The sequence below is a fragment of the Streptomyces pseudoechinosporeus genome (assembly GCF_054783935.1).
The window spans coordinates 33,461-46,548 of sequence record NZ_BAAGPS010000025.1 but is presented as its reverse complement, the minus strand read 5'-3'; the positions used below and the strand labels follow the sequence as shown (position 1 = coordinate 46,548).

Annotated in this window: 9 protein-coding genes; 3 read left to right on the top strand and 6 right to left on the bottom strand. The window is 69.6% G+C overall.

Features of this window, described 5'->3' with window-relative positions; translation table 11 throughout:
* Positions 1-281: 281 nt before the first annotated feature.
* The gene (nsdA, locus tag ACYVO6_RS27195) at positions 282-1,766 is read right to left on the bottom strand and encodes a transcriptional repressor NsdA (RefSeq protein ID WP_461065686.1); all 1,485 of its coding nucleotides are present in this window, start codon (positions 1,764-1,766) and stop codon (positions 282-284) included.
* A 439-nt stretch (positions 1,767-2,205) separates the two neighbouring features.
* Between nsdA and ACYVO6_RS27190 the strand changes: the two genes are divergently transcribed.
* A complete protein-coding gene (locus ACYVO6_RS27190; protein WP_461065562.1) occupies positions 2,206-2,874 on the top strand; it encodes a bifunctional DNA primase/polymerase in 669 nt (222 codons plus the stop codon).
* Between the two features lie 83 nt (positions 2,875-2,957).
* Here ACYVO6_RS27190 and ftsY read toward each other — a convergent pair whose 3' ends face one another.
* Positions 2,958-4,154, bottom strand: coding sequence for a signal recognition particle-docking protein FtsY (gene ftsY / locus ACYVO6_RS27185; RefSeq protein ID WP_461065560.1), 1,197 nt, complete (start codon positions 4,152-4,154; stop codon positions 2,958-2,960).
* 307 nt (positions 4,155-4,461) lie between these two features.
* On the opposite strand from ftsY, the gene ACYVO6_RS27180 reads away from it, so the two are divergent.
* Positions 4,462-5,442, top strand: coding sequence for an LLM class flavin-dependent oxidoreductase (locus ACYVO6_RS27180; protein ID WP_461065558.1), 981 nt, complete (start codon positions 4,462-4,464; stop codon positions 5,440-5,442).
* Positions 5,443-5,463: 21 nt separating this feature from the next.
* Here ACYVO6_RS27180 and ACYVO6_RS27175 read toward each other — a convergent pair whose 3' ends face one another.
* From ACYVO6_RS27175 to ACYVO6_RS27160, 4 genes are all read right to left on the bottom strand, one after another.
* Positions 5,464-6,882 (bottom strand): sugar porter family MFS transporter, encoded by a 1,419-nt coding sequence (locus tag ACYVO6_RS27175; protein WP_461065556.1) that lies wholly within the window; start codon positions 6,880-6,882, stop codon positions 5,464-5,466.
* Between the two features lie 226 nt (positions 6,883-7,108).
* The gene (smc, locus tag ACYVO6_RS27170; protein ID WP_461065554.1) at positions 7,109-10,690 is read right to left on the bottom strand and encodes a chromosome segregation protein SMC; all 3,582 of its coding nucleotides are present in this window, start codon (positions 10,688-10,690) and stop codon (positions 7,109-7,111) included.
* Between the two features lie 211 nt (positions 10,691-10,901).
* The gene (locus tag ACYVO6_RS27165) at positions 10,902-11,105 is read right to left on the bottom strand and encodes a hypothetical protein (RefSeq protein WP_363110148.1); all 204 of its coding nucleotides are present in this window, start codon (positions 11,103-11,105) and stop codon (positions 10,902-10,904) included.
* A 391-nt stretch (positions 11,106-11,496) separates the two neighbouring features.
* Positions 11,497-11,778 (bottom strand): acylphosphatase, encoded by a 282-nt coding sequence (locus tag ACYVO6_RS27160; protein WP_461065551.1) that lies wholly within the window; start codon positions 11,776-11,778, stop codon positions 11,497-11,499.
* Between the two features lie 131 nt (positions 11,779-11,909).
* Between ACYVO6_RS27160 and ACYVO6_RS27155 the strand changes: the two genes are divergently transcribed.
* Positions 11,910-13,031 (top strand): CAP domain-containing protein, encoded by a 1,122-nt coding sequence (locus ACYVO6_RS27155; RefSeq protein WP_461065549.1) that lies wholly within the window; start codon positions 11,910-11,912, stop codon positions 13,029-13,031.
* The last annotated feature ends 57 nt before the right edge of the window (positions 13,032-13,088 follow it).

Genomic DNA, 13,088 nt, shown 5'->3' with positions numbered 1-13,088 from the left:
GCGGGGGAAGCCTGAGCGGGCAGAGGGGTGGGCCGGTTATGCGGCACGAGATTGGCGCAGCGCCGTTTCCGTCGAAGCGCCTCGATGTTTCGCCGCCGTGACGAAGACGCGTCGTGTGTTACGCATTGATGAACTGCCGGATGTCCGCTCGCGCGATCGTTATCGTGGCGCAACCTTCGGGCGAAGGTGAGCAGCCGACCGCGGCCTGCCATCCGATGACCTGGCGTGGGGAGCCGAGTCGGGCGGTAAGGGAAGGCGGGCCGCGGCCGGGGCTTGAGGGGTCAGACCGCGTCGGCGGTCTCGGGCAGGTCCAGGGCCAACTGCTCGGTCAGATCCACCACTTCGGTGAGCTCCCCGAAGTCGCGTACGGCCGTGTCGACGGTCTTTCGGATACGGGTGTTGACCCGCTCGGAGCGGACCTTCTTGGCGACTCCCAGCGCCCTCCTGGCGAACACCGCACCCTGCTCGGGCTCCCGCTGCAGCAGGTGCACCGTGGCCATCCCGATGAGGTTGAGTGCGTACGAACGCTGGTGCTCGGTGTCCTTCTCGAAGAGGTCGACGGCCTTCCGCATCACGGGCTCGGCGAGCGAGGCATAGGTGGGGCTGCGACCCGCGACATAGGCGAGGTCGCGGTACGAGTGGGAGTTCTCGGCGTGCAGCTCCGCCTCCGAGAAAAACCGGATCCAGTCGGGCTCGGGCTCGTCGAACTCCTGGGCGTCGGCGAAGGTGTCCTCGGCCATCCGGACGGCACGCTTGCACTTGCCGGGCTGGCCCATATTGGCGTACGCCCGGGCCTCCATCGCATACAGCATGGACTGCGTACGAGGGCTCGCGCAGTCGCGGCCTCCGTACTGTGCGAGGTGGATCAGTTCCAGGGCGTCATCGGGCCGCCCCAGGTGGATCATCTGGCGGCTCATGCTGGACAGGATGAACGAGCCGAGCGGCTTGTCGGCGGCTTCCTTGGCGGCGTGCAGGGCGAGGACGAAGTACTTCTGCGCGGTGGGCTGCAGCCCGACGTCGTAGCTCATCCAACCCGCCAGCTCGGCCAGCTCGGCGGCGACCTTGAACAGGCGCTTGGCGGTGGCCTCGGGCTGGGGTTCCTGGAGGAGGTCCGTCACCTCGTGCAGCTGGCCGACGACCGCCTTGCGACGCAGACCGCCGCCGCACTGCGCGTCCCACTGCCGGAACATGACCGTGGTGGTCTCCAGCAGATCGAGCTCGGGCTGGGACAGCCGGCCGACGCGACGCGCGACGGCTTGGGGCTCGGGTTCTTGGCGGGGATTGGCGGGGCCGGGCACCAGCCAGCGCTGCATGGGCTCGATCAGTGACGAACCGGCGGAGAGGGCCAGCGAGGCACCGAGGAAGCCGCGGCGGGCCAGCATCAGGTCGCTGCGGGAGAACTCGCTGATCAGGGCGACGGTCTGCGGGGCCGTCCACGGCAGGTCGACGCCGGACACGGACGGTGACTGGTGGGCGGAGCGCAGGCCGAGGTCCTCGACGGCGACGACACAGCCGAAGCGCTCGGAGAACAGCTCGGACAGGATGCGCGGGATCGGCTCGCGCGGGTTCTCCCCGTCCAGCCAGCGGCGTACGCGAGAGGTGTCCGTGGAGATGTGATTGGCCCCCAACTGGCGGGCCCTGCGGTTCACTTGGCGCGCCAGCTCGCCCTTGGACCAGCCGCTGCGCACGAACCAGGAGCCGAGCAGCTCATTGGGGCGCTTGTCAGCGTTCGTAGCGTTCGCCGCGCTTCCGCCGTTGCCGCCCACTGGCACGCCCCCATTCCTGAAACCACTTGTTGCGCTGTGTGCGCCAAGCCCTACCAGATTGCCGGTAAATACGGTCGCCCGTCCGGCGGTTCTCACCTGTCGAACGAAGAGTCGACTTGCCTCCGGCATACTCACGAGTGCGAGCGTCCCCAGGAGTCGTGCACTCACAGTAATCCTACGATCACCACTTGGGCCATGGCGGATACGGAAACGCCACCATTCGCCACCCCTTCGAATGAACTCCCGGCTGCCGGACCGCGATTCACTTGACACAGGACGGCCAGGAGTGGCGGAACGGTGCACACCGGGGCGCACGGAGCCAAGCGCACCACCCGGAGCGCTTCCGGACGCTGCTTGACCCAAGTCGGCGCCGGGAACACAGGGTTACGTTCCGATTCCTTCACGTAACCATCGGTGCGCTGAACCTGTTGGAGGGGGCATGGGCTTCACGATCGGCGGCAGCCGTGGGATGCGCGAGATCAGGCCCGGCTCACGTCGCCGCGGTCGCTCCTCGGAGTGCACCACCGTGGCCGAGTTCACCGGCCTGTGGGGCTGGGACGTGGTGCCCGGCGCCCGAGCGGCCGCGGGATCCTGCTCCTGCGGCCGGGCCGACTGCCCGGCACCCGGCGCACACCCACTGGACCTCGCCCCCGTCATCCCGGCCGGCGCCACGCTCGACCAGGCGACCGAGGCCTGGGCCGACTTCCCCGGCGCCGCCGTGATGCTGCCGGTGGGACGCGCCTTCGACGTGATCGAGGTCGCCGAACCCGCCGGACGACGCGCACTGATCCGCCTCGAACGGATGGGCCTCCCGCTCGGCCCCGTGACGGCGACCCCGGACGGCCGCGCCCACTTCTTCGTCGCCCCCGGCACAGCGGCCGAACTGCCCGAGCTCCTCTACCGCATGGGCTGGGACTGGGACGACGCCACCCTCGACCTGCACGGCCTCGGCCCCGGCACATACATCACGGCCCCACCCTCCGACCGCGCCGGCCTCGGCCCGGTCCACTGGCTCCGCTCCCCCGCCCTCGACTCCGCGACAAAGCCACCCGCGGCCCGACTGCTGCTGGGGACACTGGCTTACGTGGCGCACCGGTCACGCGCATAGCCGCACAGAGCGAAGCGCCCACTCCCAACTGCACCTTGGGGGCGGGCGCTTCTCCGATCACGTACCAACTCTGGTAGCCGGCCTCAGTCTCCGATAAGAGCGTCAACGAACGCCTCCGGCTCGAACGGCGCCAAGTCGTCCGCGCCCTCACCCAGGCCGACGAGCTTGACCGGTACGCCCAGTTCGCGCTGGACGGCGATGACGATGCCGCCCTTGGCCGTGCCGTCGAGCTTGGTCAGGACGATGCCGGTGATGTCGACGACCTCGGCGAAGACACGGGCCTGGACGAGGCCGTTCTGACCGGTGGTGGCGTCCAGGACCAGCAGGATCTCGTCGAGCGGCGCGTGCTTCTCGACCACGCGCTTGACCTTGCCCAGCTCATCCATGAGGCCGGTCTTGGTGTGCAGGCGCCCCGCGGTGTCGATGAGCACGACGTCCGAGCCCATCTCCTTGCCCTCCTTGACCGCGTCGAAGGCCACGGAGGCGGGGTCGCCGGCCTCGGGCCCGCGCACGGTGTAGGCGCCGACCCGCTCGCCCCAGGTCTGGAGCTGATCGGCCGCGGCGGCACGGAAGGTGTCGGCGGCGCCCAGTACGACGGTGCGGCCGTCCGCCACCAGGACGCGGGCGAGTTTGCCGGTGGTGGTGGTCTTGCCGGTGCCATTGACGCCGACGACCATCACGATGCCGGGCTTGCTGGCCTCGGGCTCCGTCTTCACGGTGCGGTCCATGTCGGGGCCGACCAGCGCGAGCAGCTCCGCGCGCAGCAGGCCGCGCAGCTCCTCGGGCGTGCGGGTGCCGAGCACCTTCACATGCTCGCGCAGCCGCTCGACCAGCTCCTGGGTGGGCTGCACGCCGACATCGGCGGTGAGCAGCGTCTCCTCGATCTCCTCCCAGGTGTCCTCGTCCAGGTGCTCGCGCGAGAGGAGCGTGAGCAGCCCCTTGCCGAGCGCGTTCTGCGAGCGGGAGAGCCGGGCGCGCAGACGCACCAGGCGCCCGGCGGTCGGCTCCGGGATCTCGATCTCGGGTGCGGCCGGGCGTTCCTCGACGGCAACGGCCCCCGAGGTGTCCGGAAGATCCACCTCCTCGATCGTCCGGCGCGGTTCCTCGCGCGGCGTCTCGGCCTCGTCGCCGACGTGCGGCTCGGCCGGAGGGGCGGTGATGTCGGGCGTGGCGGGGGGCGGTGGGGGCGGCTGCTTCCGTCGGCGGCTGCCGACGACGAGCCCGCCGAGCGCACCGATCACGACCACGGCGATGACTACAAGAAGGATGACGATTTCCATAACTCAACCAGTATGGCGCTCGTGACCCATCCGGCGATCGTTCGTTCTCCTCGCAGGGACTTCTTGTCCCTGCGGGCCGGGCTGGCCCGTCGCCCTGCCTCGGTTGGGCGAGAAGCCCCTCGGGGCGGAGTCACAACGAACCCAATATGGCGGTTCCGTATCGTGCGCGAGGCGCACAGGGGGTTGTGGCAGCTCATGACGTGGGTTGCCACAACCCTCGTAAAGGGGCCTGTCGCTCCCCTGGCTGTCTGACTCCCCGTCAGCTACCGTCCCCCTTCTCCGGAACCCGCCCGAAGGAGGACCCGCCATGCCCGTGACGGTCGTACGTTTCAACCTGGTGGAGCCCGACGCGACGAGCGAATCCCTCAGCGCCCGCTACCAGGCCGCCCTGGAGATGGCCGCGTACGCCGACGACCGCGGGATGACCACCGTGCAGACCGAGGAGCATCACGGCGCCGCCAACAACTGGCTGCCCTCCCCCTTCACCTTCGCCGGAGCCGTCTTCGGCGCGACCCGGCGGATCGCGGTCACGGTCTCGGCGATCATCGGCCCGCTGCATGATCCGCTGCGGCTGGCCGAGGAGATCGCCGTACTCGACCTGATCAGCGGCGGCCGGCTGGTGACGGTCGCGGGGATCGGCTACCGCCCCGAGGAGTACGCGCTCTTCGACGTCGAGTGGAAGCGGCGAGGCAAGCTCCAGGACGAGCTGCTGGAGACGCTGCTCAAGGCGTGGACGGGCGAGGACTTCGAGTACCGCGGCCGTACGGTCCGGATCACCCCGCGCCCGTACACTCGGCCGCATCCGCTGCTGCTGGTCGGCGGCTCCTCGCAGGCGGCGGCCCGGCGTGCTGCCCGGCTGGGGCTGCCGTTCTTCCCGAGCGCGCATCTGCCGGAGCTGGAGGCGTACTACAAGGAGCGTCTCGTCGAGTACGGCACGGAGGGCTGGACCATGATGCCTCCGGCCGAGACCCCGCTGCTGCACCTGGCCGAGGACCCGGACCGGGTGTGGGCGGAGCACGGCGAGCACTTCCTGCACGAGGCGCGGACGTATGCCTCCTGGCAGTCCGGCGATGTCCGTTCCGCGGTGAAGTCGGGGGCGACGACGGTCGACGAGCTGCGCGCGGAGGGTGTGTACCGGATCGTGACGCCGGACGAGTGCCTGGCGCAGGGCCTCGACAACTTCGTACTGCATCCGTTGTCCGGTGGGATGCCGGTCGACGAGGGCTGGCGCAGCATGCATCTGTTCTGCGAGAACGTGCTGCCCCGGCTCAAGGCCGCGGAGGGCTGAGCCGGGACCGCACGGCCTGGCCTATCCCATCTCCTCCAGCGCCTTGCCCTTGGTCTCCGTGACGAACTTGAGCACGAAGGGGATGGAGAGGGCGGCGAAGACGGTGTAGATCACGTACGTCAGGGAGAGGTTCCAGTCGGCCAGGGACGGGAAGCTCGCGGTGATGGCCCAGTTGGCGATCCACTGCGCGGAGGCGGCTACGCCGAGGGCGGCGGCGCGGATCTTGTTCGGGAACATCTCGCCGAGGAAGACCCAGACGACCACGCCCCAGGAGAGGGCGAAGAAGAGGACGAAGACGTGGGCGGCGATCAGCGCGACCCAGCCCTGGGTGGCCGGCAGCTTGCCGTCGACGAGGTCGAAGGAGAAGGCCCAGGCTTCGAGGGCGAGACCGACGACCATGCCCACGGAACCGATGAGCGCGAGGGGCCTGCGGCCGATCCGGTCGACGAAGATCATGGCGATCACGGTGCCGACGATGTTGATGATCGACGTCGTGAACGAGTAGAAGAACGACTCCGTCGGGTCGACACCGACGGACTGCCACAGCGTCGAGGAGTAGTAGAACGCGACGTTGATGCCGACGAACTGCTGGAAGACGGAGAGTCCGATGCCGATCCAGACGATCGGCCTGAAGAAGAAGCTGCCGCCGAGCAGGTCCTTGAAGGTCGACTTGTGCTCGCTCTTCATGGCGTGCTCGATCTCCCGCACGCGGGCGTCCAGGTTGACGTCCTTGCCCTCGACCTCGGCGAGCACCTCGCGGGCGCGGGTCTCCTTGCCGGCGGAGATGAGGTAGCGGGGCGACTCGGGAATCGCGAAGGAGAGCAGGCCGTAGAGGACGGCGGGGACGACCATCACGCCGAGCATGACCTGCCAGGCCTCCAGGCCCAGCAGGGTGCCGCGCTGGTCGCCGTCTGCGGCGTTCAGGATGCCCCAGTTGACCAGCTGCGAGACGGCGATGCCGATGACGATCGCGGCCTGCTGGAAGGAGCCGAGGCGTCCGCGGTATGCGGCGGGGGCGACCTCGGCGATGTAGGCGGGGCCGATCACGGAGGCCATGCCGATGGCGAAGCCGCCGACGATGCGCCAGAAGGCGAGGTCGTACAGCGCGAAGGGCAGTGCGGAACCGACGGCGCTGATGGTGAAGAGGACGGCCGAGATCTGCATACAGCGGATGCGGCCTATGCGGTCGGCGATCCGGCCCGCCGTGGCGGCGCCGATCGCGCAGCCGATCAGCGCGACGGCGATGACCTGCGCCAGGGCTGCGGAGCCGATGTCGTAGCGGTCCCGGATGGCTTCGACGGCGCCGTTGATCACGGCGCTGTCGTAGCCGAAGAGGAAGCCGCCCATCGCGGCCGCCGCCGCGATGAAGATGACGTGCCCGAGGTGTTCGGGATGAGCCTCTCGGGCTCCTGACTTGGGTACCTGCGCTGCGCTGGTCACGTGTACTCCTCGGGCCGCCGGCCTCGCTGCCGGGGGTGGGCAAGCCCTTCAACTGAAGGTAAAAGCAACGTTTCCGAGGTTATTCCTTCAAGTTTCGAAGTCAACCGGGGAAGATGAGAGCAAGATTATAAGCGGGTAAGGGTTTTGTGTTCGAAACTTGAATGGCAGATCCATGTTGTGACCGTCACGCAACTGTCCAGCCATCCGGAGAGCCGCTGAAGCCGAGCTACCGAAGCCTCTGGCTGATGACCTTCGACACCCCGTCGCCCTGCATGGAGACGCCGTACAGCGCGTCGGCGACCTCCATCGTGCGTTTCTGGTGGGTGATCACGATCAGCTGCGAGGCCTCCTGCAGCTCCTGCATGATGCGGATGAGCCGCTGCAGGTTGGTGTCGTCGAGTGCTGCCTCGACCTCGTCCATCACATAGAACGGGCTGGGCCGCGCCTTGAAGATCGACACGAGCATCGCCACGGCGGTCAGTGAGCGCTCGCCGCCGGACAGCAGGCTGAGGCGCTTGACCTTCTTGCCCGGAGGCCGGGCCTCCACATCCACACCCGTGGTGAGCATGTTGTCGGGGTCGGTCAGGATCAGCCGCCCGTCCCCACCCGGGAACAGCCTGCTGAAGACGCCCTCGAACTCCCGGGCCGTGTCCCAGAACGCCTCGCTGAAGACCTGCTCGACACGCTCGTCGACCTCCTTCACCACCTGCAGGAGATCGGCACGGGTCTTCTTGAGGTCCTCCAGCTGCTCACTGAGGAACTGGTGGCGTTCCTCGAGCGCGGCGAACTCCTCCAGGGCCAGCGGATTGACCTTGCCGAGCTGCTGGTACGCCCGCTCGGCCGACTTGAGCCGCTTCTCCTGCTCGGCGCGGACGAACGGCCGGGGCTGGTTGCGCGGGTGCTCGGGGTCTTCGGGCAGCTCTTCGCCCTCGGCGGGCGGTGAGGGCGGTACGAGCTGGTCAGGGCCGTAGTCGGCGACGAGACCCGCCGGCTCCACACCGAGTTCCTCCAGCGCCTTCGACTCCAGCTGCTCGATCCGCAGCCGCTTCTCGGCACCGAGCACCTCGCCGCGGTGCACAGAGTCTGTGAGCTTGTCGAGTTCGGCCTTGAGGTCGCGGCCTTCGTTCCGGGCCACGACGAGATCCTGCTCCCGTAGCGCCTTGGCACTCTCGGCGGCGGCCCGCTCCTCCTCCGCCCGGCCCACCGAGACCTCGACATGCGCGAGGAGCTGCCGCGCACCTGAGGCGACGGCCTCGGCGACGGCGGCCTCGTGCCTCAGCCGCGCCCTGCGCTGTTCGGCACGCGCGCGTGCCTCACGTTCGGCGCGCGCGGCCCGGTCCAGCGAATCGGCCCGCCCGGCCAGCCCCTTGACCCGTTCCTCGTGCGTACGCGCCTGGAGCCGGGCCTCCATCTCGGTCTGCCGTGCGTTGGCGCCGTCCGCGGCGAGCCGGTCCCGTACGGAGGTGTCGGGCTCCTCCTCGACGGGCATCTCCTCGGCCACGGCGAGCCGTTCGGCCAGCTCTTCGACTTCCTCCAGGGCCTTGTCGAGGGCCTCCTGTGCCCGCGCGGCCGCGGCGGTGCTCCGCTCGGCCTCCCCTGCCGCCCCTCGGGCCTGCCCGGCCAGCCGCCCGAGCTGCTGGGCGACCGCCGACCGCTCCCGTTCCCCGGCCCGCCGCCGCTCCCCCAACTCCTCGACGAGCGCGGCCCGTTCCTTGCGCTGCTCGGCGGCGAAGTGCTGCGCCTCGGTCAACTCCTCGCACCGCACGGCGAGTTCTTCCAGCTCGGCCGCGGCTTCGTCGACGGACGCCTGCACCTCGAGCAGACTCGGCGCCCCGGCCGACCCTCCGTGCGCGAAGTGCGCCCCGAGCAGATCGCCTTCGGCGGTCACAGCGGTCAGTTCCGGCCGCGCACTCACAAGATCCTCGGCGTCCTCGAGGGTCCCCACCACGACGATGCCCCGCAGCAACCGCCGTACGGCGGGCATGAGTTCAGCGGGCCCACGGACGAGATCGGCGGCGTAGGTAAGTCCGCCGCCCTCCGGGGATACGTCTCCGGGGGCCTCGTCACCCGCGGCTCGCGCGTCCTCCGGTGCCCCCGCCAGCAGCAGGGCCGCTCGACCCGCGTCCTGCTTGCGAAGCAGGCGGATGGCGTCGGCGGCTGCGTTCGGGGTAGTCACCGCGATGGCGTCCGCTGCCGCTCCGAAGGCGGCGGCCAGGGCGACCTCGTAGCCCGGGGTGACCGACAGGAGTTCGGCGGCCGGGCCCAGCAGGCCGGTGAGGCGATCCTTCGCTCCGAGCAGGGCGCCCGTGCCGTCCTTGCGGCGCAGGCCCAGGGCCAGGGCCTCGTGGCGGGCCTGGGTGGCCGCGCGCTTGCGTTCCGCGGAGGTGGCCGCCTCGCGGGCCGCCGCCAGGGCGGACTCCGCCTCCGCCAGCGCCGACTTGGCCGCTTCGTGCCACTCGGCCAGCTCCGCGTCGCCCTCGTCCAGGCCGTCGACCTCGGCCTTGAGCGCCTCGTACTCCTCCTGTGCCGCGACCGCCCGCTCCTGGGCCTCGTCCCGTGCGGAGGCGAGCCGGTCGATCTCGGCCTGGGCGGAGGCGGCCCGCGAACGGGCCGCGTTGACCTGGCCGTTCAGCCGGGCGAGCCCTTCGCGGCGGTCGGCGATGGCGCGGGCCACGTCCTTCAGCCGGCGTTCCTCCAGCGCCAGTTCGCGCTCAAGATCGGCCCGGTGCGCGACCGTGTCCTCCAGTGCCCGCTCGGCCGCCTCGAGTGCCGCTTCGAGCTCGGCCTCCTGCTCACGGATCCGTGCGGCCTCCCGCTCCATGTCCTCGGGATCGCGCCCGCGCCGCTCCTCGGGCGGCACGGAGGTCGCGCTCTTGACCCGGGCCTCGGCCAGCGAGATCGTGCCGCGCACCCGCTCGGCCAGCTGCGACAGCTCGTGCCAGGTCTGCTGCGCCCGCTGGAGCCGCGGTGTGAGGCGCCGCACCTCGTCCTCGAGCTGCGCCTCCCGCTGGAGCGCCTTCTTCAGCTCGGCCTCGGCGGCGTCCTTGCGTTCCTTGAGCGCGGCCTCGTCGGCGATCTCGGCCTGGAGCGCCTGGCGGAGTCGTACGAGATCGTCGGCGAGCAGCCGCAGCCGGGCGTCCCGGAGGTCGGCCTGGATGACGGCGGCCCGGCGCGCGACGGCCGCCTGCCGGCCGAGCGGCTTGAGCTGGCGCCGCAGTTCGTCCGTCAGGTCCTGCACGCGCGCGAGGTTCGCCTGCATCGCGTCCAGCTTCCGCAGCGCCTTCTCCTTGCGCTTACGGTGCTTGAGGACGCCCGCGGCCTCCTCGATGAAGGCCCGGCGGCCCATCGGATCTGCGTGCAGCACGGAGTCGAGCTGGCCCTGGCCGACGATGACGTGCATCTCGCGGCCGATGCCGGAGTCGGACAGGAGTTCCTGGATGTCCAGCAGACGGCAGGTGTCGCCGTTGATCTGGTACTCGCTGCCGCCGTTGCGGAACATGATCCGCGTGATGGTGACCTCGGCGTACTCGATGGGCAGCGCGCCGTCGGAGTTGTCGATGGTGAGGGACACCTCGGCACGGCCGAGCGGCGGGCGCCCGGTGGTGCCGGCGAAGATGACGTCCTCCATCTTGCCGCCGCGCAGCGACTTGGCGCCCTGCTCGCCCATGACCCAGCTGAGCGCGTCCACGACATTGGACTTGCCCGAGCCGTTCGGACCGACGACACACGTGATCCCCGGCTCGAACCGGAGCGTGGTCGCAGAGGCGAACGACTTGAACCCTCGGAGGGTCAGGGCCTTGAGGTGCACGCCGCTGGACTCTACCTTCCGGGTCTGTCTCACTCCATGAACGAACGGTTTCACCCATGAACGTGCAGGGCACACCAGACGTTAAAGAGAGTGAAAGAGTGCGCGGGACAGACTCGGGGGCAAAAGAAAGGGACGCCGAAGCGTCCCTTGCAACACTGGTTAGCGGCTGACACGGACAGCCTGATCACTGGCGGCGTCGTTGCCGGAGTGGTCAGGTGAGCGCAGGCTCCGCCTGGGGTACGTCGATGCTTTCGAGAAGCGAGTCGTGAGAAGCGGCAGCCGCGAGCTCGTCGTTTTCGGCCTGGATCCGTACAAGCTCGGATTCCAGGTCCTGGACGCGCTGCTGGAGCCGTCGCATCTCGGCAATGAGTCGCGGGTCGGAGCCGCCGACGTAACCGAGAAGCGCCTTTGCCATGATGGATGGTCCTCCACACTGAGTGACCGACCGAAGCGGTGTGGGTCGTGAGGGAATCGCACCCGTGGTGCTTGGCACTGTTCAGTTGTTGCTGCCGTTCTTACATGCCAAACAGCTAAGGTGCGCGGGGCTTTCAGCGTCTCACCAAAAAGTTTGACGGTCAACACGATCACGCCCCGTATTGACGGGCAACCCGGGGCGCGCGGCCTGAAAACGGGCGGCGCTGCCTCTCCTTCGGGACCCTGAGGGCGTAGAGATCATCCTTACCTCGCGAGCCTGCCACGGCAAGCGGTTCTTGGCAACCACCAGGTAGTTTCTGCCTCGGGCAGGTGCCCCGGACCCCTCTCGCGCCCCGGCCTGCGGTGTTGCGGCCGGCGAGGAGCGGTGGATCTCAGCGGATGGCGAAGCCGTCGTAGCCGCCCCGGGGCGTGTCCCAAATCTCAGTGACTCCGTCGACCCGGCCGGGTGTGTCGTCCCCCCGCAGCCAGTCGAGCAAGCCCTCACAACCGGATCGTGGTCCCTCGGCGACCACCTGAACCCGTCCGTCCGGCAAATTGAGAGCAAAGCCACTCAGGCTGCCGAGCTCCAGCGCCTTGGCCCGCGTGAACCAGCGGAAACCCACGCCCTGGACACTTCCGCGCACCCATGCCACGAGTCGCACATCGTCGTTCATGGGGGCACGCTAACCAGTCATTTGGCCTGTGAGCACTTCCTCCCCCTGCGTCATGCGGTACCGTCCCGACGCAATGCACCTCACTCGTTCGAGTGAGGAACGTTGACTGCAAGGATGAGGAAGGCCAGGAGATGGGACGCCACCGACGCTCCGCCGCCGGCCGTGCCGCCACAGGCCGCGCCACCGGCGTCACGCAAACGTACGGAACATACTCCGGCGGTTACTCAACGGCCGGCGCGGGTGATTACGCGACCGAGGCCATCTCGGCGGCCGGCCAGGGCCGCTACGAGACACATGCCCACTACGCGCAGAACGATGCCTATGCGCACGGTGAGACCTACGCGCACAGTGACGCCTATCTGTTCGCCGCGGGCGACAGTGCCCCGGGGAGCGCCGCCTACCTCTACTCGACGGGCGACGTCGACGCGTACGCCACGACCAGCTTCGCGCCCGCCGGGCGCTCGCACCGCCGCCGCAAGAAGGCCAAGGCCGCGGTGCCCGTGCGTACCGGTCTGCTCGGCGTCTCGGCGGCCGTCGCGATGGGCGCTGTCGCGGTCGCCTCCGGGCTGCTGCCCGGCGGCGGTGACACCAACACGGCCGGCGGCAACAACGCGGGCAACGTGCAGACCTCGGACTTCCCGACCGGCCTCGGCGCCCAGGGCGGTGCGGGCGGCTCCACGGACGACCGCGACGACTCGGGCACGAGCCGTGACACCGAGCGCTCCCCCTCGCCCTCGCCGACGCCCACGAAGCCGACGGAGGAGCCCACGAAGGAGCCCTCCGCGAAGCCGACCACGAAGACTCCAGAGAAGCCGAAGCCGAAGCCCACGGCCACGAAGGTGCCCAAGCCCACCCCGCCCAAGGCGGTGTCCCCTCAGACCGCGGCCGAGGCCGAGGTGCTCAAGCTGGTGAACCAGGAGCGGGAGAAGGTGGGCTGCAGTCCGGTGACGGCGTCCGATTCGCTCGCCAAACTGGCCCAGGCCTTCAGTGTGGACATGGCCGCGCGGGACTTCTTCGACCACACCGACCCGAGCGGGGCCACCCCCTGGGACCGGGCGGAGGTGCTCGGCATCGCGAACCTCGGCGGCGAGAACATCGCCCGCGGCCAGGCCGACGCTGCGGCGGTCATGGAGGCCTGGATGAACAGCCCCGGCCACCGCGCGAACATCCTGAACTGCGACTTCAAGACCCTGGGAGTCGGCGCCCACTTCGCTGCGGGCGGCCCCTGGTGGACGCAGGACTTCGGCTACTGAGCGGTTTCTCTTGGTTAGCGCCACCTGCCGGTAGGCGCTGCGCCGGAGTACGCTGAA

Excerpts from the sequence above, each read along its gene's own strand:
- ACYVO6_RS27190 (WP_461065562.1), top strand. The coding sequence starts at position 2,206 with ATGGGCTTCACGATCGGCGGCAGCCGTGGGATGCGCGAGATCAGGCCC.
- ftsY (WP_461065560.1), bottom strand. The coding sequence starts at position 4,154 with ATGGAAATCGTCATCCTTCTTGTAGTCATCGCCGTGGTCGTGATCGGT.
- ACYVO6_RS27180 (WP_461065558.1), top strand. The coding sequence starts at position 4,462 with ATGCCCGTGACGGTCGTACGTTTCAACCTGGTGGAGCCCGACGCGACG.
- ACYVO6_RS27165 (WP_363110148.1), bottom strand. The coding sequence starts at position 11,105 with ATGGCAAAGGCGCTTCTCGGTTACGTCGGCGGCTCCGACCCGCGACTC.
- ACYVO6_RS27160 (WP_461065551.1), bottom strand. The coding sequence starts at position 11,778 with ATGAACGACGATGTGCGACTCGTGGCATGGGTGCGCGGAAGTGTCCAG.
- ACYVO6_RS27155 (WP_461065549.1), top strand. The coding sequence starts at position 11,910 with ATGGGACGCCACCGACGCTCCGCCGCCGGCCGTGCCGCCACAGGCCGC.